We start from the raw sequence: 26272 nt of genomic DNA, 5'->3' as shown, positions 1-26272 counted from the left end.
CGGATGGTCCGATAAAGGACAGTTACCGGGTCACGGGCTCGAGCCACACGGTCAGGGTACCGTCCTCCGGATCGGTCGGCCCGGATGCGGAGCCACGGCTATAGAATTGCACGGGATAAGTGGCTTGATGGTATTTCCCGCCCTGCACGTATTGGTATGCGCTGGGCGGGGCGTAGTATATGGTCACGGGCTCCTCCTTGAACACCCATCTCCTTTTCACGCTGTCACTGGCGTTGGACCGGGAGTAGTTGACCTTCCATTTATATTTGGATACATGGGAGGCGAACCGCTCTGCCTCGGCCATGGCCGTGGATACCGGCTCGTAAAGCCTCGTGGTAAGGAACGTGGATTCCAAGGGTTCCCGGGAACCCGGGCTATATTGTATGGCGGAGGGAAGCAACTCCTGTCCCTCGATCGTCACCTTCCTGTACTCGGAGAGCGATACCTTTTGGATGTCACTGAGAAGCATGCTCGCTTTTATCTCGAGCAGAGAGTTCCGGAGCAGGGAATCGTAATTCCTCCAGAACCGTTCGAAAAGCCCGTCCGGGCCGTGGTAGGCGAGCGTATAGTTCCAGAGCTTGTTTCCATCCGCATCATGATTGAGGATCGTCCCGTAGTCCAGTTTCCCGGCATGGAATACGAACGCCGGCATGGGTTTCAACTCCTCGTTATCTTCCGCCTCGCCTACCACCTCAGACGTGGAGTCATTCACGGAATCCATGATGATGGAGGAGTTCAACGATCTTCCGGTCCCTATATAAATCCCGAGATGCGGGATGGCCCCGGCTCCTCCGCTGCCAAAAGCAGGTGTATAGACCATCGCCGGTAGCACGTCCGGGGATTCCTTGCTCTCCGTCTCCAGTGTCCCGCCGGCGTAATAATCCATCGTGACCAGACCTATCCGTTGCGTGACCGGCGTGATCCCCTTGTAACCTCTCCGGACAAACTCACCCGATATCTGGTTATACTCCACGTCCGGGTATTTCTTTAATAGGTCTACCAAGGTACTGAACTCCTCGTTCTCGTTCCCCGTGGCTCTTCCCGTCGTTGGCATCGGGCGCTCGCTCTCCTGTTTCTCTTCCGGCGGCGTGAGCCGGTCACAGGTAAGCTTTAACTGCTTGAAGCTCGAGGGATGGTTGACTGTGTATTTACCGGCTACGCGATCCGTGAGGTCGCAGGAGGGTGTCTCGTTCAGGTTCTCATCGAATAGCACGATACAGATGGTCTTGCGGGTCTCGTCCGGGATGAACTCGCAGCAGAATTTATACCGGTATACGTCCAGTATCGTCTTGATCATGCAGTCCGGGACGATCTGGGAGTATCGGATCTCACCCCTTACGATCGTATCGATCGTGTTGTTCAGAAAGACCATGTCCTTGAATGGGGTGGTGCGGGAAAAGAAGGAGTCCTCCAAGGTGTAGCCGAGATAGGCGAATATCTCCTCCAATAGATGCAATCCACGGATGAAGGGGGATATGTAGAATCCCGGAGCCAACCGGATCGTTTTCTCATCGACTACCTCCGTCCGCTCCACGTCGTTGTAAAGACGGGGATATCCGTCCGGTCCCGGATCACCGGTGGCGTTTAAAGAACCGGACTCTAGGATGGCCGGGAACAAGGCGAATCGGTCGTCATGTGTAATGAACAGGTTCCGGCAGAAGGATATCGCCTCGCTGACAGACGCGAACTTGATAACCTTGTCCTCAAAGACCGTGGATAACGGTACATCCTTGATTTTCTCGTAGAACGCTCCGGTATTGAGGTAGAAGCTGGTCTCGATCCCGGTTTTCCGGTTCGCCGACAGGATGGCTTGACGGCAGGGAATGGAGAATACCCCGTGTTGGATCATGGCGTTGATCCGCTGCGAGGCCTTGCTGATCCCGGCCATGTTATCCGGATAGATGAGTAGTTCCCTATTCCTGTCCGTGGGAGGGAGTGTTACCGGTAAGCTCTGCTCTCCGTAATCGTTAAAGAACGGGTTCATCCGGGATAAGGCCAATTGGATGTCTCCTAGGTCGTAAGCCTTGCCGGATTCGTGAATGATATCCATCTTATTTGCCTCCTATCTTTTTGGATTTATTCAGAGTCTTTTGAGCGGCCTCGATATCGCTGTAAACGATATAGGCCCTCATGCCTTTTGCTCTTAGTTCGGAAAATAGCATAAGTAGCTGTGTGAGTACTTTGAGTAATTCCGGATTATTACTTGAAACCATTACATTTTCTTCATCCGAGCGTCCATTGTATCCACCGTTGGCGAATCCGTTGACGGGAAGAGGATTTGTGCTTGTTCTTTGTCTTCGGATGGCATCCAAGGCTAGGATATGGTTCATGGAAACCGGATCTTGTAATTGCCATGCCGGTGTAACGTATTCTTCTCGATGTACGGGACCAGCCACTTCAAGTATACCACCGTTGCCGGTGAATCCTCCGTTGTACCAACCGGTGGAGTCTGATACAACCCGTTGTCCGGTTTGCGGCGTAGTGCTGTCATTAAGACCTGCATTTGCGGTAGATGTACTAGGTTTCTTGATAAGACCTTTCAAGGCACCGAAAGCGACGTTAATAAGTGCGATTTCACCTGCTGCTTTTGCCAATCCTAGAAAACCTAAGCTACCTATATCTTTAATGGTTCTTTCAGCGATAGCCATTACTGCAATCTGTCTTAATGTATCTAAGGTAAGAAGAAGAATATTATGCATAGCATCAGCAAATGTCGTTTCGGTATCTGTTAAAGCTTGACCTAATATCATTCCTGCTTCACTACCAAAATCTTTCATTATGTTGAATTGCTTTTTTTTCTTTTCTTCCTCTTCTTCTCTAGCCTTCTCTTTTTCGTCCATTTCCTTTTTAACGAATCCTTGTAACAACTCATTCAATTTGTCATAGTGTTCTTTTGTCTGTTTTTCCTTCTTTTTGTTGATGTCTTTTTCTTTTTGGAGATTTTCCAGATAGGCTTGATACCCTTTGTCTAATAATTTGATCTTATAATCTAGTATTAATTGCTCTATTTTCTTTCTTTCGTCACTGCCTATTTTATAGATAGCTAATTGTTTATTTAATTTTTCGAGTTCTAAAGCTTGAAGTTTTGTTTGATAATCATCATATAATCTTAGGCCCTCGGTATAATCTTGTGTCAATTTTAGTTTCTTGGTTGCGATATAACGATCAACCTCTTTCAGCTTTGCGTCTGTGATTTTTTTCTCTTGCTCCACTGACAGTCCCGGGGTTATATCCGTTTTTTTTATTTTAGGGGCAATAACTTCTACTTCTGGCAACTCGTTTGCAGGTTTTTTAGGCAGAAGAGGAGAGTATTTCTGAGATATCTTATCGAGGTTGGATGCTAATTGGTAAGTTTGTGTCATATAGCTCTGTAAACTTCCCCAGAAATCCTTATCGACCTTACCTCTGGCACCATAGTAGTAGTCAATGTAAGAGATGACATCATCATACGTTTTTGTCCATGAGCGTCCGTTCTTTATCCCTTCATCTGTTATACGTTTTACGTCTCGAAGCATAGCGTCGGTAACGAATTGCCCCAGATTTGATTTTTCCCTCATTTGATCCATCAAATCGATTTGTTTATTTAAGGCGGTGGTCGTTACATCCTCCTTCTCTTTCTGCATGGTTTTTAAAACTATGTTTTCATGCAACTTTTCATTAACTATTTCTAAAGCTTTTGCGATATCCTCGGTTGTACTTTGTTCTGTTAGTTGGTTTTCAAGATATTTTCCATATCGAGAATTGATCTCATCGATTAATTCTTTTCGTTGCTTTGTTCCGGCGTTGCTTCGTTGGAGAGCGTCAAATAGGGTATAAGCTTCTGCCCGTTCTGTGGAGATTTCCTTGTTCATCTCTTTTAAAGCCCGGGCACTTTTTGTTGAATTATCCCATATTTTGTAAATGCCTACAGCTAAAGCCGTAATTGCCACACCTGCCGCAATAATGGGATTGAGACCCAGAGTCACTAAGAAACTGCGCATAGCCATAGTCGCAGCTTTGATATTTCTAGCCTTGAGAGCTGATGCTGCCGCTAATGCATATTCTGCGGCTATGGAAGAACGGGTCGCAACTAAATGAGCTTTTTCTATAATTGTAGCTTTTAGAGTAGCTCCATTTGACGCAATCTTCCAGTAAGTGTTTAGCTTGATAGCGGCTGTATACAAAGTTAATGTCGATATTAAGGTAATAACCAGCCCTGTATTTTTACTGATCCAATCAGCCATCAGAACTAGTTTTTTAGTCCAGTTCACGGTTTGATTCATTACGCTGATAATGGATGGATTGATCTTCTCCATTAACTCAATGCCAAGATCGTTAAGTTTGTTTTTTGCTTGTTGCATTTTAGCCGTGGCGGATTGGCTTTTTATCGTGGCCTGCTCTAAAGCGACGGATGTGCCGGTTATGGCTTTCGTATAATATTCTACCTTATCCGCTTCATTGATAAGGACAGAGGCAACATTGTAACCTTCTTCCCCGAACATTTTTTTGATAGCGGTAGCGTCCATTTGTTTTTTGCGGAGATTTTCCAGAGCCGTACTTAGCCCGACTATTTTGGGGTTAGTCTCGTCAGCTCCTGTTTGCAGGGTAAGGAAAAACTTTTTGAGTCCGGTACCGGCGATCTCGTCCTTGATACCTTTCTCTCCCAGAGTCTCTATGGTTCCAACCAGTTGTTCGATCGGGATCTTTGCGGAAGCGGCTGCGACACCACTTGTCTTTATAGCCTTGGTTTGGCTCTCTACGGCTGCCGCACCGAATTTACTTCCGGCGGCAAGTACATTTACATATCGAGCGGCTTGATCAGCTCCATCCCCATATTGGTTTAATGCCAAGGTGACGGCATCTACCGCATCTGTAAGTTTCATGCCACTGGCAGAGGCGAGGATGAGCGTTTGCTCCGTCACTTCTGCTAAAGCCTCTTTATTTGCTAGCAATTCGGGTTTAGCGGAACCTACTAATTTATAAGCTTCCAGTATCTCATCAGCGGATTGGCGTATGCGGATACCTTCTTCGGTAACTGTAGTGGAAAGACGTTTTGCTTGATCTGTAAGCCACTCTATACTTTCATCATCTAGGCCTGTAAGAGCTTTTACATCGGCCTTGCTTTCTTCCAGTTTATTGCGGGCTTCACGGAATTTGTTGAAAGTAAGAGTAATACCCGTAATGGCTGCCACTGCGGTACCAATGATTCCCATATATTTATTTACGAAATCTGTGGCACGTCCCCAGACCGAGGCTTGGCAACCGATCTCTACACGCATCTCTTGTTGGGCTAGTGCGGTTTCTTTGGAGATGCGTTTCAGCATTTCTAACTTAGTGTTATATTCAGCGGTACCACGAGTTACTTTTTTCAGCTCCGTTGAAATTTTATTCTTTGTCTTTATTAAGTCATTATAAGTAGCTCCACTTAGGTTCTTCAATACTCTTTCCGTATCAGCGACCTCTTGCTTATACTTTTGCATCTTCTGGGTTTGGGCAGTCAACTCACGTTCTATTTTCTTTGCCGCCTTACTATTGCCTTCTCCGGCCGTCCGGAGATCAAGTAGCTTTTTCTCCAGTTCCCCGATTTTCGTCTCTAACTCCGATGCGCTAGTCATTGCGTCGGAGTTATCCAAGTATATCTTGATGCTCCTGTTTAAATCTCCTGCCATATCCTAATCTTTATCTATGAAAATTCGTGATGCGTCGATTTGCATATCGGCGGCGTAGTCCGCTACGATGTCTGCCAGTTTGGGAAGATTCTTTTCGATGATGGGATCGAACCAACGGATCGGTTGGCGGTTGCCGGTTCCCATCAGGTAGAAAGAATCCGGGTTGGTCTTTTTCAGCTTCCCGTATTTGTCCGTCCATTTAGAGCCGCCCCGGAAACCACCTTGGCCCCGTCCGGCTCCCTTATGGATATAGATACCTTCACGGGCGAAACTGAATCCCACTCGTTCGGTCTCTCCTTTACTTTTGTAAATTCTGGGTTCTAGGGAGTCCGATAGGAACTCATCTTTCTGGACAAGTAAGGCGATATTCCCTTTCAAGTCTTGGATCACGTAGCCCATCCATTCCTTTACCTCAGAATTGAATTGTCTCAATTTCTCCTTATCCTGCCTACGTTCATACCGGGCGATCCGGCTGGTTGACTCTAGCGAGATTTCGAAGGGTAATCCTTCCCTCGCTCCGATTAGGGAGTTCTTGCGTTTAGGCGTGCGCATCTGCTCGCTCAATCTTTTCATGACTCCCATATCATACCCACATTGATTTGTCGATAGAGAAGGGGATAGGCTTTCTTAGGTTGAAGCCTAACATCACCCCATAGAAATTATCTCCCATGGGACCTATGCCCCGAAAGGTCATGCTATTTAGCTCTAGGAACTGAAGCCCGTTACGTTCCTCGTTCCAGTCGAGCATCATCCGGCAGACGATCTGCATGAGAAGATCCTTGCATTCCGCTTTCGCAAAGTGAATCCCGTCGATATTCCCGGCCTCGCATTGCTTTAATAGGGCGATAAAATATTGTGGGATATTTACGAGGTTGTCATTGCTAAGCCAAGAAAAATCCGAGTTAAGCCCGTCGATGGCGACTAATACATGATCCCGGATAGAGGAGATACGTTCTTCCAGATCGGAGATTTCCTCTACCTCGTCACTACGGAGGAAATGACATTCCCCGTCCGTATGACCGATAGCGGCTAGATGCCTAGCGATCCATTCCGAATACTCAAAGTGATTGTATATGTCCATAACATCCAATTTATAGACACAAAAAAAGCCCCCCGAAGGGAGCTTTTAAAGGACATATGAAAACTACTAATCACCTTTTATACCTACTGATATAATCAGTCAAGCGTTCAGCTTGCAATTTTGTTATCTTTGTAAATGAAATCTTCTTCTTAAGTGTCTCAAAACCAAATTCATCTATAAACTTACCAATTGAAACATTTAAAAACATAGAAGGCAAAGAAGACACACCTTCCATATCGATGGTAATCTTGTCCGAAGAATTCATATTCTCTCTGATTATATCATAGAGACTACTTCCTGCCATAGGAAAATCCTTTCCTTCCATCACGTCATAAAGTTTAATTGTACACATAGTATCCTCTTTTTATTTAGTTAAAAATCAAACTCGTCTAAAATTTCTTCTTCTTCCAAATTTCCTAAATATAATTCGAAATATATCAACGTCCCATTAAAATCAAAATCAATATTGTCAATTTTAACTTCATGCTTCTTTAATAAACGAGCTGTATTGCAAATTATTCTTACTGCATCAGCGCACGATAATATATTATCTAGGCCTTTTCCTTTATTATGAACCTTAGATCCAACTGTAAAATCAACCTCTATAGACTTTTTCAAAGCATCGCTATCTGATATTATAGTGGAATCAAAATTTCTGACAGATTTTGATATACCTTTCCCGAAATCACAAATAGCTACACGCAAGACTTCATCCTGTCCTTCATATTTAATAAATGAAAAAGCATTACCATTTGCATCAGCATGATCAAAAACATTATAAAATGCTTCTACTATGCTAAGCGAAATTATACTTAAGTCTTTACCTCTAAAGAAATTCTTTTTAAAATATTGTTCTACCTCTATTGCATATGCGTCTTTTTGATTCTCAACTATACGCCATAAATTAAATATATTATCACTTTCAGAATCCACATGATCTTTACTGTAATTCCAATACTCTCTAAATTTAAGATCTTCAAAAAACAGCTTCTCTATAGATTCATTTGATATCCGTATAGTATGTTCTTCTACATTTACTAAAAATTCAATCAAACATGCAATTGTAACAACATGAATAGGCTGAAATAATTCAGGAGACAATGTATCCTTAAAAACAAAAGTTATTTGTTTTTGATAATTTTCTTTTTTATATTCATTCCTGATAGTAGCGATTTGTCTCAGCCAATCCGCTCTTTTCAAAGAGTTAAAATATATGTTCGTATTATCCATGTTTTGAAGAACATTATTCATATATACAACAATTTTTATCTGCTGAATATTATCAGTTTCTATTTAAAAAAGCAAAATAAATAATAGCAAAACAATCAACACACCAGCTATAACCTTGCTTATATGGTTTTTGCTGTGACGCACTTCATTCAGAGCCGCACCGATCAGCATAACAAAACCTAATATAGCTACAAATGTCAGCATACTGCAAATATAATCATTCTTTTGGAAGAAGCAAGCGTAACAGCTCCTCCAATCTCATGGCGGCACGCATTCGTTCTTCTTTACTATATTGTCCGTTTACATCGGTAACGATGTCGAGTAGGCGCAGGGCTTCTTGGAGTTTCATTTCGGTTCCTCCTTTCCTTCAAACAAACATAATCTTTTTTTCAGAAAACTTAGAGCCGCGATAAGCGACAATGATTCTTTTTCAGAAAGTACACCCGGGGCATCATGCTCGCATGCGATGAAAGTGATAGCGCTGTCAATGGCCTTAACATCTTCTTCTAACCCACCTTTATCATTTTCCTGCCAATATCTGATCGCATCCAGCATCGGGTTTGATATACATATATCTTCCAGTCTAATCATTTTGGCCTCCTTTCTTCGCTGAGTTATAAACGAACCAAGCTACGATGACCAGTGGTAAGAACACTGAAGACAGCATAGCCAATAAAGCTACCGTGTACATTTTAGCCTCGTAAATGGATTTGCAGGAGGCGATACCAAGAGGTAAGAGGTTGTAGAACTTTTGGACGGTTGTCCATGTGAAAGGATTGGATACCTTTACGCTTGTAGCCACCTCGGGCTGCAAGGTAATTGAATTTTTCTTTGTCATAATGTAACGCATTTAATAAATTAATATACGAGAAGGGAACAAAAAAGTTCCGCTTTCCCGTTGCGTTACACCTTGACAAGGCAGTGGGCGCATTAACGCTCCACACGGGGGTCGGAACTATATTTTTAACCGTAGGCATAAAAAATGCCCGCAGCAATAAATGGCGAGCCTTTGTCGCCTTGTCAAAATGTAACGCATTGCAAATATGGTAAAAGTTTTTGGAAATGCAATGCTTTCCATGTATTTTTGTGGAAAATTGAATATAATATGAAAATTGAAATCAAATTTCCAGATGAAAGTAAAATGGAAACATTCATGTATTTACTCATGACTATCGCTCTTCTTCTTTTATGTATGGGTATGTGCTGTGCAGGAGTAGGTTACCTAATAAATCTATTTATTTAACCGCAGCTTTTCAGCAATCCCGAGAATGTTGTTACGATAGTACACAATCCAACCAATATGGTAATTCCTCGTAGCCGCTTCTCATTCTTTTTTTCCTCTTTCAGTCCATTCAAATAAGCTGAATAACTTCCAAATTTCATCATCAACTCTAGGCCTTTAGCTGTCATCATGAATTGATTTTCCTCTAGTTCTTCCATTATTCCAGCCGTTAGAACGAGCCGTTTAACCCGGTAAAATTGATTGTCGGATATATTGAAACCATTATTGGCAAAATTATCTTTCCTAATATCTTGGGGTTGAATCTCACGATATAGATCTTTCAACATGAAATCCATTAATTCTAAATCCGTATGCTCCATAAACAACAAAGCCCGCATTTCAGGTCGGCCATGACCTTACTCTACGGGCTTTTCTCCAAAAGGTTTATCTTATCTAAATCCCCTGCATGGCCTCAGTGTATTTAGTTTCAAATCGTATAGCAAATATGGTGAAAGTTTTTGATATGGCAAAGAAACCAAGTATCTTTGTGGAAAAGAATTGCGATATGAATACAACAGATTACGATATCTATAAAATCAGACAAGAGCAGCTGTCGTTAAGCCGTCGTATCACTCGCATAGAAAATATGATACACGCAATCAGACCTACTCGATTAATCTACGTATTAGGTTTCCTATCGGGTTTCCTGCTAAACTATCTACTACGGCACCTGTTATAGCGGCCAAGACCCACCAAGCGAATTTAAACAAGGAGACCCAGCCGTTAGCCACGTCAAGTTTTAATTTTTTATCTTCCAGTTCTTCTTTATCTGCTGACTTTTGCAGATGTTTTTTCAATCCAATAGTAGCAATACTTTCTCCTTCATTGGTTAGTATCAGCCAATATTCATCCTTTCCCATATATTCGATCGCATGATACCGCTTCATCAGCGTCTCCTTCATATACTCATAATCCATCGTGTGATTATCATAGTCCGGAAGGCCATTATAAAATTGGTCTATATTACAGCGACCAGCATTTTGTTTCACCGTGGCAAGTATCTTATCCGCTATCTCGTATTGTTTTTCTGTAAACATTATCAAAAGAGAATAGCCTGTATTTCTGAGGGTGCATCCTCATACTCTACAGGCCATTAAAAAACCAATTGGCATATCTTTTCCGAAGGTCACCGCATGCACTCGGTTCTACTCGGTTTCTAATCTTTTCGTAAAGATGGGGAAAGTTTTTGGTAACACAATGCTTTCCACGTATTTTTGTGGAAAATGTTATTCCTATGAAATCAATAATCAATTATTTTCGCAAACGTAAAGAGGAACGTCTTCGTGAACGTTGTGTTAAGTATGCCATTAAAGCCCACGAAGGACGGGATAAAGGTTTTACTGTCAGCGATTCAGCCCAAGACATTGAATTGTATATAAAAGACGGTATGACATCCCAAGGAAAAAGGCATCAATAAGGTTTCTTATAAGGCAAAACAACAGGTAACTTGAACCTTATTCGGTTCGCCTCATTTCCATTGCTTCCTTCTTTGGTTGAAGCGCCTATACCTACTACACTGGCTAATACACCGATCTTTCCGCTATTTTCCTTTATTTCAGAGGTGCTGACTTGTAGATTGTAAGCCCTCGATATATTTGATATCTAATCTTTTTGTAAAGAAGATGAAATATTTTAAGAAAGTGAGATTTTATCCATTGAAGAATTTCTCATTTCCCAATAAATTATCTTTAGATATTTTAATATTGGGTGAGAAAATCATTAATTCTTTTCCTTTCCCAACTTTTGCGGCACTATAATTTAAGTCAAAGGGACGAGTCCGATAATGAGAATATAGTTTTGCGATAAAAGGGACAAAATCATAAGAAACAACCCATTTTTGATCTTGTATAGAGCTTATTTCATTGGCTATTTCTTGGTGATCGTTGTCTGTATAGTAATTCATATATAGACCTTTACCTTTTATGTAATAGGGTGGATCAAAATAAAATAATGTTTTTTCGTTAAGTTGGATCTTTAATTGTTTCACAAGTTCAACCGCATCTATACCATATAATTGAATTTGATTTACATATTGTGCGATACGTTGTATTCTACTGATTAGGGTTGGCTTGGTATAACGAGCGTCAATAAGAAAACGTCCTGTTTGTTCCATACCTCCAATTATTCCACCATTGAGTATCCCTGAGCGATTTGTTCGGTTTAAATAAAATGTGGAGAAACCTAACTCTAACAGATCTACATTTACTTTTTGTCGTTGAATTTCTTTTTGTCGTAGCCAATGCTCAATGTTGACAGGGGTGTCATTTATCAATCTGCATAAATCTTCAGTCTGGTATAACACGGAGTGCCAAAAAGCATATAAAGATCTATCTCTGTCGTTAATGATGATATGACTTGCAAGCCCATTGAATAGTAAAGACAAGGCAACAGACCCTCCTCCTACATAAGGTTCTACATAGGTACCTCCATCTAAATTATTGTCGATAAATAATTTAGAAAAGTAGTTTGCCACCTTGCCTTTACCACCGGGGTATCTTAATGGAGAATAAAATCGATCAGGCATCATCTTTTTCTATATTATTCCACAAAGTTACCATAAATCTCTGGAATAACCTCGAAAAACGGGAGAAATGACGCTAAACAACTTAATATCAGAGTCGTTACGATGTCAAATGATGACAAGCCGAAAAATCGGAAAACGCAAAGAAAAGCGGATTTAAGAAGAAGAATGGTTTGCAAATCATTACCCGTGAAAGAGTAAGATTTAACATATGAGAGATGCTATTGCACCGTTTGTCACCGATTTGCGTATCAAGGTCTAACTCGTTGATATTTAACTTTGCAAACAAAAAAAACGAGTATGGCAAGAAGTACATTCAAAGTGCTGTTCTACGTGAACGGCAGCAAGGAGAAAGACGGTATTGTCCCCATCATGGGACGAGTGACAATCAACGGTACCGTGGCGCAGTTCAGTTGCAAGCAGACCATCCCGAAAACCCTTTGGGATGCGAAAGGCAACCGAGCCAAAGGCAAGAGTGCCGAAGCACGGAACATCAATCTGGCATTGGACAACATCAAGGCGCAAATCATCAAGCACTATCAGCGCATATCCGACCGAGAGGCATACGTAACGGCTGAAATGGTGCGCAATGCCTACCAAGGGGTAGGTAGCGAGTATGAGACACTGATAAAGGCTTTTGACAAGGATTGCGCCAACTTCCTGAAACGTGTCGGCAAAGACCGCAGCATCGGCACATACAAGGTAATGGTAAGGGCAAGGAACTATGTCGCAGCCTTTATCAAGTCATTCTACAAACGGACAGACATGTCCATGCTGGAACTTACACCCGACTTCATCAAGGAGTTTGCGGCTTATCTTACGGCTGAACGGGGACTGAAAAACGCCACCATCTGGCTGAACTGCATGTGGCTGAAAGGCGTGGTCATGCGTGCGCACTATAACGGACTGATACCGAGAAATCCGTTTGCGCAGTTCCATATCAGCCCGAATGTTAAGGAACGGGAGTATCTGACAGAGGACGAAATCAAAAGAATCATGGCGCACGAGTTTGACAACCCCACCTTCGCATTGGTGCGAGATCTGTTCATTTTCGCCTGCTTCACCGCCTTGTCTTTCGTGGATATGAAAGAACTCACAACGGATGAAATAGTGGAGGTGAACGGTGAGAAATGGATATTGTCGAAACGGCACAAGACAAATGTCCCGTTCCAAGTGAAGTTGCTGGATATTCCCTTGCAGATAATCGAACGGTACAAGTATCTGTCGGAAGACAAGCTGGTTTTCGGGAAAATCAACTATTGGACGATGTGCAAACAGCTGAAAAAGGTAATGGCGGAATGCGGAATAGAGAAGCAAATCTCCTACCATTGCGCACGTCATACGTTTGGAACACTGGCTCTTAGCAAGGGGATGCCCATTGAAAGCGTGAGCCGTGTTCTGGGACACACGAACATTGTCACGACTCAAATCTATGCGAAGATAACCACGCAGAAACTTGACAATGACCTGACGATGTTCGGCAACAAGCTGAACGCATCGTTCGGAAGTGTAACCCCATAACCAAGCATAGCCATGAAACGAAGCATCATCACAACGGACGGCAACGGCAACATCACCTTGCCGACCGACATTAGCGCAACCGCCATGAGCGAATGGGAGCTTTGCGACCTGTTCGGAGTAACCGCCCCGACATTCCGTGCAGGGCTGAAGGTTCTTTGCAAGAGCGGAGTTTTAAGGGAATACGGGATAAGGCGAAGCATATGGGTATCCGATAATTGCTGTATGGAGGTTTACAACCTTGAAGCGATAGTTACCCTCGCTTTCCATATCGGCACATTCGGAGCGGAACGGGTACGCAATGCCGTTCTTGAAAGACTGTACCTGCGAAAAGAGAAAACAAGCATCTTCTTCTCGCTGAATACCAACGGTATATCCAAATCCGAATACTTCTCGTAGCTGAATGCCTGACATTATTCACTCGGTAAGTCAGTAATTCATTAAGTCAGTACGACAGCACGACAGACGCTCTGATTTTTTCTCCCGAAAAGCGTAATCCGACATTTGCTTTTCGGGAGTTTTTCCGTTTGCCCAACCCGTTTCCTGCCCCAAACCATTGAAAGTTTTTGTTTCGGGGGCTATTTGTCACCATTCTGCCGTGTTTTGCATAACGACCTATCCGATAATTGATTATATTTTTGCAGCTGGTAATTTTCAAACTTAAAACCATTTGATTATGTCAGCTATCGAACAACAGGACAGCCACAGACCGCCATCGGATGGCGGCATGGCAAAGGAAGAATTTATCCGTGTCGGGACAACGCTCTACAAGATTGTGGAGCAACCGAGACTGAACGGAGGGTATGTGAAGAAACGCATCGCATGGAACAACGAGACCCTGCGACAGGATTACGGCAAGGATTACATCGGCAGTGTTCCCAAGTATGACGGCTTCTGCACCGTACCCGAACACATCGGCTACCGTTCCGTGGTCGGCAAGTTCCTTAACCTTTACGAACCGATAGACCACCGACCGCAGGAGGGCGATTTATCGCATATCCAATCTTTGGTACGGCACATCTTCGGGGAACAATACGAGTTGGGGATGGACTATCTGCAACTGCTCTACCTGCAACCGATTCAGAAGTTGCCTATCCTGCTGTTGGTATCGGAAGAACGCAACACGGGCAAAAGCACATTCCTGAACTTTCTGAAACTCCTCTTTCAGAACAATGTAACTTTTAACACCAACGAGGACTTCCGCAGCCAGTTCAATTCCGATTGGGCTGGCAAACTGCTCATCGTGGTGGATGAGGTGTTGCTCAACCGCAGGGAGGACAGCGAACGGTTGAAAAACCTCAGCACCACACTTTCCTACAAGGTAGAAGCCAAAGGCAAAGACCGTGACGAGATTGCGTTCTTCGCCAAATTCGTGCTGTGCTCCAACAACGAGTATCTGCCCGTAATCATAGATGCAGGGGAAACACGCTATTGGGTGCGCAAGATAGACCGCTTGCAGTCCGATGACACCGACTTCCTGCAAAAGCTGAAAGCGGAGATACCCGCCTTTCTCCATTTCCTGCAATACAGACAGCTATCCACCGATAAGGAAAGCCGGATGTGGTTCAACCCCACATTGCTGCATACAGAAGCCTTGCAGAAGATTATCCGCAGCAACCGCAACCGATTGGAGATAGAGATGCACGAACTTGTCCTTGACATCATGGACAGTGTCGGCACGGATACATTCTCTTTCTGTTACAGCGACATTCTTCTTTTGCTGGTACACTCACAGGTAAAGGTGGAGAAACACCAAGTCCGAAAAGTGTTGCAGGAATGTTGGAAACTGACCCCTGCGCCAAACGGACTGACTTATACCACCTACCAGTTCAACTGCAATCGGGAGTGTCGGTATGAGCCGATAAGGAGAGTGGGACGCTTCTACACCGTCACAAGGGAGCAACTTGAATCCCTGTAATATTATCATTTTTCTGTTGAATTGTTGAATATGGGTATAAATACACTGACAATAAACGATATACATTCTCAACAAAATCTCAACAAGCCAAAAGAGAAGTTGAGAGACCACCGACACCCGTTTGTTGATTTCTCTTTTGGCGAGTGGTTTGTTGAGAAGATGTTGAGAGGTTACGAGGCTGTATATAAACATATTACATTGACAATTCATCAAATCAACAAATTTTCATCAACTTCAAAACCGTATGTAATATGACAATCCAAGATGTAAAACAAATCAAACTGGCAGACTATCTGCAAAGTCTAGGCTATACGCCTGTAAAGCAACAAGGCAAGAACCTGTGGTATAAATCACCGCTACGGGAAGAAACGGACGCATCGTTCAAGGTAAACACTGAGCTTGAAAAATGGTATGACTTCGGCATCGGCAAAGGCGGAAACATCCTCGCATTGGCAGCGGAACTTTACTATTCGGAAGATGTAGCCTATCTGCTGAAACGCATAGAGGAGCGGACAGCATACATCCGCCCTGCATCGTTCTCTTTTGGCAGACAGCATTCCGACAATCAGCCTTATCAGGGATTAAGGGTTGGTGAGTTGTCCTCTCCTGCTCTTATAGCCTATCTGCAAGAAAGGGAAATAAACATCGGACTTGCCAAAAGAGAATGCAGGGAGCTTCGGTTTATGAATGCCGACAAACCCTATTTTGCCATCGGCTTTCCGAACATGGCAGGAGGATATGAAGTACGCAACAGATACTTCGAGGGATGTGTCGCCCCGAAAGACATCACCCATATCCGACAGCAGGGCGGACAACGATGTATGTGTTACCTGTTCGAGGGGTTCATGGATTACCTTTCATTCCTTACCATCCGAGTGGGAAACAATCCGCAACACCCGCGATTGGACACACAGGACTATATCATATTGAACTCCGTTTCCAATCTTGCAAAAGCGGAAAGCATATTGGAGACCTACACCCAAGTCGGCTGTTTCCTTGACAACGACACGGCAGGACGGAACACCTGCAAGAAGCTGAAAGAGAAGTTTGGGGAACGGCTGCTTGACAAGTCAATGTACTATCGTGAGTATAAGGACTTGAACGACTACCTGTGCGGTAAGCCCTTGTCCCAATCGGCAGAGCCGATAAAGGAGAAGAAGCAAGTCCAATCCGCAAGGCGGATGATGCAGCCACCGAAAAAGAAAGGGGGATTTCATCTGTAATATGCACGTTCGCTTTCCCAAAGGTATTTAGGCAGAAATACCATAGGCTCAATAGGGCGTTTTCTTCACGCATTACTCCGTAACGCTAAAAACACCCTATCGAGCCAAAGGGAAATCCCTTTGGAAACCCTGTGCAAACGAGAGCAGAAGCCAAACCCGTTTGGATTATGCCGAGTGCAGCAATGGTTCATTTGCATAATAAACCCTGTGAGCCGATGTCACAGGCAGAGAGAAGAAACATAACGATAACCGCAAAAATAGGAATAATATGGGATATTTTTCATTAGACATAAAGAAAGCAAAGGGTACATCGGACACCACGCAGTCCGACCATATAGAGAGAAAGATAATACCTAAAAACGCAGACCCGACAAGAACGCATCTGAACAGGGTGCTTGTCGAATACCCCGATGGCGTTCACGGCAGGGATGAAGCGATTGTCCACAGGCTGAACACGGCAGGCATCAGACGGAAAATCACACACGACCAAGTCCGTGTCGTTCGGGTGGTCTTGTCGGGTACGCACGAGGACATGATGAACATACAGGAAAAAGGAGAACTCGATGAATGGTGCAGCGACAGCATCCAATGGCTGCAAGCCACATTCGGCAAAGACAATGTGGTTGCCGCACATCTGCACATGGACGAGAAGACTCCGCACATCCACGCAGCCGTTGTTCCCATCGTGACGGGTGAAAGGCGCAAAGCCAAGAAAGAACAGGCTGATGGCAAGCGCAAGTACCGCAAGAAAACAAATTCCGTCCGTTTGTGTGCCGATGACCTGTTCAACCGCCAGACCCTGATTGCCTACCACGACAATTACGCAAGAGTGATGACGAAATACGGATTGCAACGTGGGGTACGGGGCTCGGAAGCACGGCACACTACCACCATGCAGTATTATCGGGACTTGAAAAAGAAAAATGAAACCCTTGAAACCGAAACCAGACTGTTACAGGAGAAGAAAGCCGAGGCACAGGAGGAACTGAAACAGGTAAAAGCGGAAATCCGCACCGACAAGCTCAAAAGCGCAGCCACCGATACGGCAACCGCCCTTGCAAGCAGTGTGGGTTCTCTTTTCGGAAGTGGAAGAATGAAATCGTTGGAACGCAGGAACGAGGACTTGCAAGACCGCATCCTTGAACTTGAAGACGAAGCCCGACAACGGGAACGGCAACAAGCCGAACAGATACAGGAGATAAGAAACGCTTACGAGCAACAGCACCGCAAGCTGTCGGAGTTTACGGATTTTGTCAGACGCTACTTTCCGTATGTGGAGAAACTGATGCCTGTAATAAATTTCCTACGTGAACGTTTGGGCTTTAATGACGGGATAATCAGAAGACTGTGCGAGTTCAAGGAGGTCGGGATAAAAGGTGAACTCTATTCTTCCGAATTTAACCGAAGTTTTGATACCCGACATTCCGTCTGCTCCATCAAACAGGATGAAAGCGGTAAATTCGATTTCAAGATAGACGGGGTTTCACACGTGAGCTGGTTCAGAAAGAAGATGAATGAGTTTAGAGAAACTATTGGAATACCGAAGCAAAGACAAGATAGAGGCATAAAACTATAAATCAAAGCAACAGCCGTAATAATCTGCCTGTATTGTGCGGATTGTCACGGCTTTTTTATAATTTTGCAAATGGATTGGGGCGACTCTTTCCAAAATATAAGAAAAAGAAGAAGCGTTATGCGCATCAAGTATTTGGAAACGTAGGAAATTTTCAAATTGCATACTCAGATGGCATAGTGGTTCTCACGCTATAGCGTGGGCTGCTATTACTACATCTGTATGCAAGGTTTCCTACGACCTCCAAATTAGAAGTGGCATTGCGGTTCACGCTTTTTTACTACTAAAAGTTGAGAGTATCATAATAGAAATATTTAAGGTCATATATAAAGGTTTTGTGTTATGGGGCAGAAGCTACACAACCGTATAGAAATTTGGAAAAAATTATTGCTCGATTTTGGCAAGAGAAATAGGTTAATAAACTTTCTTGAGGGAAAACGTAGTAACGTAATGATTACTACGCCATCTCTTGATAAATTGTGGGAATTCATTGTTGTTAATGAACGAGAGATCGTATTCCCGTATGCCCAAAAAGTACAAGTTGATGATGATGGTGAAGAAATATATGAAACCATAATTAGAGGTGATATTGAAACTAATAAACCTATTGATGATCTTCAAAAGACATTGAAATCCTTACGATATAAAGCTAATACTTCAATCGAAGAACAAGGTATAAATACTTTGTACCTTACTTTAGGTATGCTTAAATGGAAAGAACGAGATGATTCATCACAAGTATTTTCTTCACCTATAATTTTAGTACCCGTAAGGCTTCTTATAGAATCTATAACCTCTCCATATCGCTTGGTATTACATGACGATGAAATCGTTATAAATCCAACATTGTCTCATAAATTAGATAACGATTTTAGTATTTTGATGCCAGAGTTTGATTCGACACACGACTCTCCTACAGACTATTTAGAAAAACTATCCTGTAAAATCAAAAACAAGGGATGGAATGTAGAAGAAAGTACACATCTAACCAATCTGTCATTCCTTAAAATCAATATGTATAAAGATTTGGAGAGGAATGAGGAAAAGCTAAATGCAAATTCTGTAATTGCAGCACTGGTTGGAGAAAAAAATCCAATTCAAGTATCAGAAGATCTGAATAATTTTGATCACGATAAACAAATTCGCCCAATTGACACATTCCAAGTTGTAGATGCAGATTCAAGCCAACAGGATGCAGTGCTACTTTCAAAGAAAGGTGCGAGTTTTGTTTTACAAGGTCCTCCGGGAACAGGTAAAAGTCAGACTATTACAAACATTATTGCTGAAGCTATAGCTGATGGTAAAAAAGTTCTATTTGTGTCTGAAAAGATGGCAGCCTTACAAGTGGTTTACAGCCGTTTAGCAAGTGTTGGACTGGCGGATTTCTGCTTTACGCTTCATAGCCATAAAGCCAAAAAGAAGGATATACTGCGTGATCTTGCCAACTCTATTAATATTGACCGTACTCGTGTTAGAGATGAAGCATTGACTCAACTCGATCTCTTAGAGAGAAAAAGATGTTTACTCAATGAGTATCAAGAGGAACTTCATACACAAACCTCTGGACTTAATGTATCTATATACTCTGTTAATGGGGAGTTGGCAAAATTAGAAAATGTCCCAGATGTTATTTTCTCCATATCAGATGTCGATACAGTAACGGTAGCAGTACTTAATGAAAGGAGATATCTACTAAACGAATTGTCTAAGACCATGGGAAAGCGCAGCGAAGATTATACTGATAATGTATGGCGTGACTCCTCTGTCAAATTCTTATCCAATGCATTAAGACATGAGATCGACTCAAATGTAGCTACAGCCATTCCCCTAATTAAAGAACTTGCGGAACGACACACCTCTATTTGCTCCAAATTAGGTGTTAAATTTGAATCATCCTTAATTGGTATCGACGACCTTATATCCCTTTTATCTTTTGTTGCAAAATCTCCGACTATTCCGATAGAATGGATTATGAATCATAATACAGATTCTTTAATGGAGAATGCACATAAATATAAATTACAAGTAGAACAAATAGCTAAAATAACCACAGAATTAAAAAGCAAATATCGTGACATCTTTTTTGATTGCGACGCAACCAAACGTAAAAATAGTTTATGTTCTCTCATGCATAAACTCCAAGCAAGAATCGAAGAAAACGATAAGGATTGGATTGCTAAAAATATAGATAAGATAAATGATGAGTTAATATCAATCACCAATGGCATAAATTCAATAATAGAAGAAGCCAAACTCTTATCCTCTAAACTTGGAATATCAGAACTCAACACAATTAATCAAGTTATCTGTTTTATTAAAAGTATTCAAGCATTAGCTGATATTCACAATATACAACCAACTCAAAAGTGGTTTAACAACGAAGAATTAACTCGTATTAAATCAAGTATAGAGGTTTGTAAGTCTTTACATAATGCGGTATTAGAATCAAGAGATTCTATTCTATCACATTTTGATAAAGAAATTTTAGAATGGGATTTTTATCCTGTTTTACAACGATTTAGAAGTGAATATAAATCTTTTTTCAGAATCTTTAATGGCAGATACCATAAAGATATTAAACAGCTCAATTTATATTTGTCAAAGGGTGAGAAAATATCATACAATAAAGCCCTTGAGGTATTGAATGTGCTTAAACAATATTCGGATAATCAGGGAACTATTACTACAAACACATCGCAATATTATGATGATTATGGTAATTATTATGCCTGCATAAATACTCAATGGGATGTGTTGTCTGATGACATTGAAAAGTTTGAAGAGTCAGTGTGTCATTTGCATATGATAACTTCAGACTTGAAGAATTTGATTGTTCAAGGACAATTACCTGTCTCTGAAATTATACAATTTAAGACCCATTATTCAGAATTTAATATAGAGTCTGCTTTTGGAAGATTATGCGCTCTGCTAAAGTGTGATTGTAATAAGGCGAGTCAGTGGAATGATATTAGAATATATGCACAGGAAACTAACTCTATTGCGATAGAGTTTATTTCAGAGTATCAGAGCTTAAAGAATATGCAAAAAGTAAATTGCAATTATGAATCTGCTATTTCTGATTTGGATTTGCTTATGTCTCTTAATGGCTTAAATGAGAGGTTGGCAAAACAAAAGGATTCCATATGTCATATGTATAAAGATTATTATGATGGAACGGAAACAGACTGGGAAAAACTAATAGAAGCTCTTAAATATGCTGTTGACCTTAAAAATCTCGTTTCTTTATACAATCTTCCCGAATCTTTCATAAAAAATATATGTGAGGATTGCGGCATCAGAACTTATTGTTATAATGAGAATCTAATAATGTCTGAGCAAAAGGATGCTTTGCAAAAAAGTATAACATGGTTTGTCTCTCTCTTCAATAATGGAAAAGACTTTTATCAGCATAATATTATTGATTTAGCCAATCGTATGTCCTTATGCAAGGATAAAAAATATTTATTGGAAGAGTGGGTAGATTATTGCTCTAATAGAGAAAAATGCAAAAATGTAGGACTCGAAGAATATATCAATAAAGCCGAAGAATTAAAGATTGATTCTAACTATATCGTAGAGGCCTATTTAAAGCGCTTCTATCGTTTATGGTTAGATGCAGTATTGCCAAATTTCCCTGCAGTACAAAACTTTAGAGGTAGAATACAAACACAAACCATAAATGAATTTTGCGAACTCGACAAGGGACAATTCAAGATTGCACAGGCAAGAGTGAGAGAACGTGCATTGAGTAGAATACCTGATTTTAACTCGGTAAATGGAGCAAGAGACGAAATTGCAATATTGAAACGAGAACTTAATAAGCAGCGGCGGTTGATGCCATTGCGTAAACTCTTTATGACTATACCCAATCTTGTAACGTCACTCCGCCCTTGCTTTATGATGTCTCCATTGTCTGTCAGTGTATTCCTTGAAGCACAGAGTTATGATTTCGATTTGGTTATCTTTGACGAGGCTTCACAAGTGCATACAGAAGATGCTATTGGTGCAATTATGCGTGGTAAGCAGGTTATAATAGTGGGAGATACTAAGCAGTTGCCACCAACAAGTTTCTTCTCCACTTCTCTTAATGATGAAGATTTTGATGTTGATACAGATGAAGCTATTGAAGATAACGATGCTGGAGCATATGAGTCTATTTTGGATGAAGCTGTGGCCATTTTGCCAGAACGTAGTCTAAGATGGCACTACAGAAGTCGTCATGAACATTTAATAGCATTCTCCAACATTAAAATCTACAATAGCCAACTGATTACTTTTCCGTCTTCAACAGAAAAAGCTCCTGATTGCGGTGTTGAGTATGTATATGTAAAAGATGGTATATATGATAGAGGAGGAAAGAAAAATAATGTTATTGAAGCAAGAAGGGTCGCTGATTTAGTTTTTGAGCATTTTAAGAAACATCCTAAGCGTTCACTTGGAATTGTTACATTTAGTGAGTCGCAACAAAATGCAGTAGATGCAGCTATTCGTCAAAAACGGCTACAAAATCCCAGTTTTGATAAATTCTTTATTGAGGATAAGGAAGAACCTTTCTTTATTAAAAATCTTGAGAATGTACAAGGTGATGAGCGAGACACCATTATCTTTAGCATTGGTTACGCAAAGGATAGTAAGGGCATAATGTACATGAATTTTGGTCCATTAAGTCGTGAGGGTGGCTATCGTCGCCTTAATGTAGCGATTACACGTGCTAAATACAATATAAAACTGGTAGGGTCTATTGTGCCGACTGATATTGATTTAGATAAGGTTTCTTCAGAAGGAGTAAAGATGCTTCGCTCATATATTGAGTTTGCTCAACAAGGAATTGTAGCATTAGAAAAAGAACTTACATTTAATTGTGATTTAGAATTTGACTCGCCTTTTGAAGAGGCTGTCTATGATTTCTTGCAATCGAATGGTTACAATGTGGTAACGCAAGTTGGTTGTTCTGGATTCCGTATTGATATGGCGGTTAAACATCCTACTGAAAGTGGAAAATTTGCTATTGGTATCGAGTGTGATGGAGTGACATATCATAGTTCTCGTACTGCCCGCGAACGAGACAGGTTGCGTCAAACCGTACTTGAAGATATGGGATGGACTATTTATCGTATTTGGTCAACAGATTGGATAAAAGACCAAAAGACAGAAAAAGATAAACTTATCAATGCAGTAGAGAAGGCTATAGGAGGTGTTGCGATAGAGTCTGAAGACCATTATTCTATTGACGATGTCAATAATGATACCACACCCCCTATCATTGAGATAGAAGAAAAAGTTAAACCTGCCGAGGTTGGAACGATTGGGTATGGATTTGAATTGTATAAGCGTGCATATCCTATAAACATAATTGATGAAAGTGGAAAAACCAAAGATGGATATGATATAGCTTGGGATATTATTTCATTAGAGCAACCTATACATTTTGAAGAATTATGTAGGCGTATCGCACCTGCATATGGTCGCCAGAAGGCAACATCTGTCGTTCGTAATGAAGTAAGATACATTTTCCGTAATCACTTAAATGGAATGATTACCGAGGATAAAAATGAGTTTGTCAGAATAAAGGATTTTACAGATATAAAGGTTCGTATTCCTAATCCCGATGATGATTATTTACGCCCTATCACATACATTTGTGATGAAGAATTAGCGTTAGCTATGAAAACGATTGCTCAGCATAGCTTTGGTATTACTCCTGAAGATTTGTTCATTGTAACTGCCAGAGAATTTGGGTTTAAGCGTACAGGGGATAACATAATTTATTCACTCCGCAATGTGTATAAGCAAATGATTAAAAGTAATGAAGTAACAGAGGTGGATGGAAAAGTCTGTGTAAGGATGTAAAATCTCAAATGTCAAGTTGATAAAATCATATAAAGACAAATTGGTTTTACAACTTCCATTTTCATACAAAAATATGTTTCACTTTTGCAAATAAAAGAGTACCTTTGTGCTTGAAACAAGTTACTTGAACGCAATTCATAGCATAATGCTGCAAATAGCTCGGTTGCCAAGTCATTACCTCAAAAACGGGTAATTATCCCAAAGTCCTTTGTATAAGGTACTAACAGAAGTTTTCCAGAATTACGTAAAATTCTTGGATATTGTCCCATGTGGTTAATAGAGTTTCGGTTGAGGGTGAAAATTGATTATTATGTAAATAGGCTTGAATCGTATCTATACCCCAAATGCTATTTTGATCTTTAGTTATGGTTTTGATGCCTTTGCTTAAAGTGTCATCAATATATTTCTTTTTGGCCATGAAATCGGTGACTTTACTTACTTTCTGATAAAGGGTAGCTCCTGATTTTGAGGCTGATACTTTATCTTCTGGAAGTAACCCTTTTTTTTCTAAAAATGTATCCACGCTTAACTCGATGAAAACACGAAGAGCTATAGATGAACAAATCGTAAATGAGTTGATATCCAAACGTTGTAGTTCGTAATAGAGTTTGGCGACCTTTACATTTGTTATATTGATCAAACATGATCTAGGGATTAAGGTTTTACGTTTAATAATCGATTCTATGTTTGAGAATCCTTTCTTATCGCTTCCTTTTGTATTATTAGAAGGAAATGCATTCTTTTCTTCTGGTATTTCAATGGTAGGATCAACAAGTAACCACTCTTTCTCTACTTTTTGATTTAAATCCGGTAAACTATTTGTTTTATAGCCATTAATATAATCTGCACGTAGCTTTGAGGTATAGATCTTTCCTACTATGAAGTCTGGTTTTGTAATGTCATTAATAATGAGACTTAATCCTTTAACAATTTCAGATTCTTCTATATTGGATTTCAGCTTACTGTTTTCGAATCTGAGGCCAAGCTTTTCTCTTACAAAACGATCACTTAGTAAACGTTGTAAATTTGTGACTTTTAAGCCTGATAATAGATTCAATGTACTATCTTCGGTATAAGGAGAACTTTTTAAGAAATCTAGGGCTTGAATTTCAATGGGAGGCATTTTCCCATATTTCATATCGAAACGTTTTATTTGTTCAGAATTCCAGTTAACGATACCAATACCTTTTTGCTCTCCTGTATGCTCTAATTTTACCCATTTATCTGCTTCTGTTATATTGTCAAACACAAAACATTGTATTTTGGTGATAGGTGAGTTTTTAAATTGGATATTTAGTTTGATAAAGCCTTTTTTTAATTGAGGAAAAAGTTTTGAATCAATTAAATTAGGACGGGTCATTAGCTTTATAGCTGTTGTTCGACGGTTTCCTTCCTTTACTAGAAACTTATCGCCAAAAGAAACCACATAAAATGGTTTTGGGGATAGTCCGTTATCTAATATGTGTTGAGCAATCCTATAAATTTTGCTCCCCATTTTAGCTAGCATAACATTTACTGCTTCTTTTTCATTTGAAGAAGGTTCAAAACGATCATTATCCTTGTTGATCAATAATTTTGATAGTGGAATAACTTTGTATGGCATAGGTAAAAGGCGAATCCCTATATAGTGCGCCCACCGGAAACATAACCGGAACAGGATTGCTTACCTGTTACACTGTATAGGGATTCATATAGTGTTTTTTATTGGGCATGTAAATGTGATAATATTTTTTGAATAAACAAAGAAAGAGCCTTAAATAATTTCTGCTTCTTTCTTCAGAAGACATCTCTGATAAAGTATGTTGCATTTTTTCATCAAAGCCTTTTTTCTCTACCTCTGTTTTTAATGAATGGTACTCTGCTATTAAAATATTTAATTTTTCTTCCGCATTCATACTTATATCACTGTTTTTATACTTGTCCGACATATCCGATCGCGTTATATTGTTTTCGTAAGTATCATACCAAGTTCAATTTAGTAATCCGGCGGCTGATGTCTTTCAGCGCCATATCCAGAATAGCCAGTTCTTCCTGTGTGAATTTGCAAATTTTACCGTGTACGCTATTCCCGTTTAATCGTTGGTAGAACCAAGAGGATGATTTCCCGAAATAATCTTTGGCTAGATTAGAGACGGACAGGTATGGTAAAACGGGACTCAGTCGCTCACGAATAGTTAGCTGCTCCTTGATGTCCGCGATCTCTTTATGGATGTTTTCAAAGTCATTTTGCACACCTGCGGTAAGCAGTTCGGTTTCCTTTTCATCCATGCTATCCAACAAATCGGTAATCTGTCGGTCTATGGTAGGGCGGTCATTCTCCGGGGACTTTTTCCAAAGTTCCTTTAGTTCAAAAAAACGCTTTACTTTATCCATATTATTCTGTTTTTTGAGTTACACATGAAAGGGAAACTCCCCCTCTGGCCTGGAG

The 26272-nt window shown here is 41.0% G+C and carries 23 protein-coding genes; 7 read left to right on the top strand and 16 right to left on the bottom strand.

Going from position 1 to position 26272, the window contains the following annotated elements; all coding sequences use genetic code 11:
• Nucleotides 1-22: 22 nt before the first annotated feature.
• From ACESPU_RS13360 to ACESPU_RS13305, 12 genes are all read right to left on the bottom strand, one after another.
• A complete protein-coding gene (locus ACESPU_RS13360; protein WP_373133419.1) occupies nt 23-2050 on the bottom strand; it encodes a hypothetical protein in 2028 nt (675 codons plus the stop codon).
• 1 nt (nt 2051) lies between these two features.
• On the bottom strand, nt 2052-5648 hold the full coding sequence (locus tag ACESPU_RS13355) for a phage tail tape measure protein (protein ID WP_373133418.1): 3597 nt from the start codon (nt 5646-5648) through the stop codon (nt 2052-2054).
• A 3-nt stretch (nt 5649-5651) separates the two neighbouring features.
• Nucleotides 5652-6221 carry a hypothetical protein gene (locus tag ACESPU_RS13350; protein WP_227713726.1) on the bottom strand — a complete coding sequence of 190 codons (570 nt, stop codon included), beginning with the start codon at nt 6219-6221 and terminating at the stop codon, nt 5652-5654.
• A gap of 10 nt (nt 6222-6231) precedes the next feature.
• Nucleotides 6232-6729, bottom strand: coding sequence for a hypothetical protein (locus tag ACESPU_RS13345; protein ID WP_195284094.1), 498 nt, complete (start codon nt 6727-6729; stop codon nt 6232-6234).
• Nucleotides 6730-6799: 70 nt separating this feature from the next.
• Nucleotides 6800-7081 (bottom strand): STAS-like domain-containing protein, encoded by a 282-nt coding sequence (locus tag ACESPU_RS13340; RefSeq protein WP_009018499.1) that lies wholly within the window; start codon nt 7079-7081, stop codon nt 6800-6802.
• Between the two features lie 20 nt (nt 7082-7101).
• On the bottom strand, nt 7102-7980 hold the full coding sequence (locus ACESPU_RS13335; protein WP_009018498.1) for a hypothetical protein: 879 nt from the start codon (nt 7978-7980) through the stop codon (nt 7102-7104).
• A 42-nt stretch (nt 7981-8022) separates the two neighbouring features.
• Nucleotides 8023-8163 carry a hypothetical protein gene (locus tag ACESPU_RS13330; RefSeq protein WP_009018497.1) on the bottom strand — a complete coding sequence of 47 codons (141 nt, stop codon included), beginning with the start codon at nt 8161-8163 and terminating at the stop codon, nt 8023-8025.
• Nucleotides 8164-8176: 13 nt separating this feature from the next.
• Nucleotides 8177-8308, bottom strand: a complete 132-nt coding sequence (locus ACESPU_RS13325; protein WP_255417890.1) for a hypothetical protein — start codon at nt 8306-8308, stop codon at nt 8177-8179.
• Entirely contained in the window at nt 8305-8550 is a 246-nt protein-coding gene (locus ACESPU_RS13320) for a hypothetical protein (protein WP_217773254.1), read from the bottom strand. Before ACESPU_RS13320 ends, ACESPU_RS13325 begins: the two co-directional genes overlap by 4 nt.
• On the bottom strand, nt 8543-8797 hold the full coding sequence (locus tag ACESPU_RS13315) for a hypothetical protein (RefSeq protein WP_217773255.1): 255 nt from the start codon (nt 8795-8797) through the stop codon (nt 8543-8545). Before ACESPU_RS13315 ends, ACESPU_RS13320 begins: the two co-directional genes overlap by 8 nt.
• A gap of 401 nt (nt 8798-9198) precedes the next feature.
• Nucleotides 9199-9399 carry a hypothetical protein gene (locus ACESPU_RS13310; protein WP_373133417.1) on the bottom strand — a complete coding sequence of 67 codons (201 nt, stop codon included), beginning with the start codon at nt 9397-9399 and terminating at the stop codon, nt 9199-9201.
• A gap of 447 nt (nt 9400-9846) precedes the next feature.
• Nucleotides 9847-10278 (bottom strand): hypothetical protein, encoded by a 432-nt coding sequence (locus ACESPU_RS13305; protein ID WP_009018491.1) that lies wholly within the window; start codon nt 10276-10278, stop codon nt 9847-9849.
• Between the two features lie 197 nt (nt 10279-10475).
• Here ACESPU_RS13305 and ACESPU_RS13300 point away from each other — a divergent pair, with 197 nt between their 5' ends.
• On the top strand, nt 10476-10658 hold the full coding sequence (locus ACESPU_RS13300; RefSeq protein ID WP_039848997.1) for a hypothetical protein: 183 nt from the start codon (nt 10476-10478) through the stop codon (nt 10656-10658).
• Nucleotides 10659-10889: 231 nt separating this feature from the next.
• On the opposite strand, the gene ACESPU_RS13295 is transcribed toward ACESPU_RS13300, so the two are convergent.
• Nucleotides 10890-11765 (bottom strand): DNA adenine methylase, encoded by an 876-nt coding sequence (locus ACESPU_RS13295; protein WP_009018489.1) that lies wholly within the window; start codon nt 11763-11765, stop codon nt 10890-10892.
• A 297-nt stretch (nt 11766-12062) separates the two neighbouring features.
• Between ACESPU_RS13295 and ACESPU_RS13290 the strand changes: the two genes are divergently transcribed.
• From ACESPU_RS13290 to ACESPU_RS13265, 6 genes are all read left to right on the top strand, one after another.
• A complete protein-coding gene (locus ACESPU_RS13290) occupies nt 12063-13283 on the top strand; it encodes a site-specific integrase (RefSeq protein ID WP_122334842.1) in 1221 nt (406 codons plus the stop codon).
• A 12-nt stretch (nt 13284-13295) separates the two neighbouring features.
• Nucleotides 13296-13679, top strand: coding sequence for a hypothetical protein (locus ACESPU_RS13285; protein ID WP_122334843.1), 384 nt, complete (start codon nt 13296-13298; stop codon nt 13677-13679).
• 277 nt (nt 13680-13956) lie between these two features.
• Entirely contained in the window at nt 13957-15198 is a 1242-nt protein-coding gene (locus tag ACESPU_RS13280; protein ID WP_122334844.1) for a primase-helicase family protein, read from the top strand.
• A gap of 251 nt (nt 15199-15449) precedes the next feature.
• Complete coding sequence (locus ACESPU_RS13275; RefSeq protein ID WP_122334846.1) at nt 15450-16421, top strand: toprim domain-containing protein; 972 nt, start codon at nt 15450-15452, stop codon at nt 16419-16421.
• Between the two features lie 268 nt (nt 16422-16689).
• On the top strand, nt 16690-17997 hold the full coding sequence (mobV, locus tag ACESPU_RS13270) for a MobV family relaxase (protein ID WP_122334847.1): 1308 nt from the start codon (nt 16690-16692) through the stop codon (nt 17995-17997).
• A gap of 339 nt (nt 17998-18336) precedes the next feature.
• Nucleotides 18337-23844 carry a DUF4011 domain-containing protein gene (locus tag ACESPU_RS13265; RefSeq protein WP_122334848.1) on the top strand — a complete coding sequence of 1836 codons (5508 nt, stop codon included), beginning with the start codon at nt 18337-18339 and terminating at the stop codon, nt 23842-23844.
• 220 nt (nt 23845-24064) lie between these two features.
• On the opposite strand, the gene ACESPU_RS13260 is transcribed toward ACESPU_RS13265, so the two are convergent.
• The 3 genes from ACESPU_RS13260 to ACESPU_RS13250 all read right to left on the bottom strand — a co-directional run bounded on the left by ACESPU_RS13260 (nt 24065) and on the right by ACESPU_RS13250 (nt 26217).
• Nucleotides 24065-25447, bottom strand: coding sequence for a hypothetical protein (locus ACESPU_RS13260; RefSeq protein ID WP_373133415.1), 1383 nt, complete (start codon nt 25445-25447; stop codon nt 24065-24067).
• Nucleotides 25448-25514: 67 nt separating this feature from the next.
• A complete protein-coding gene (locus ACESPU_RS13255; protein ID WP_147331036.1) occupies nt 25515-25739 on the bottom strand; it encodes a hypothetical protein in 225 nt (74 codons plus the stop codon).
• Between the two features lie 64 nt (nt 25740-25803).
• On the bottom strand, nt 25804-26217 hold the full coding sequence (locus tag ACESPU_RS13250; protein ID WP_087345601.1) for a DUF5053 domain-containing protein: 414 nt from the start codon (nt 26215-26217) through the stop codon (nt 25804-25806).
• Between the last annotated feature and the right edge of the window lie 55 nt (nt 26218-26272).

It is taken from the genome of Parabacteroides sp. 20_3, from assembly GCF_964238835.1.
GTDB lineage: Bacteria > Bacteroidota > Bacteroidia > Bacteroidales > Tannerellaceae > Parabacteroides > Parabacteroides distasonis.
Note: the sequence above shows the minus strand (reverse complement) of the source record. Positions and strands in the feature narration are given on the sequence as shown.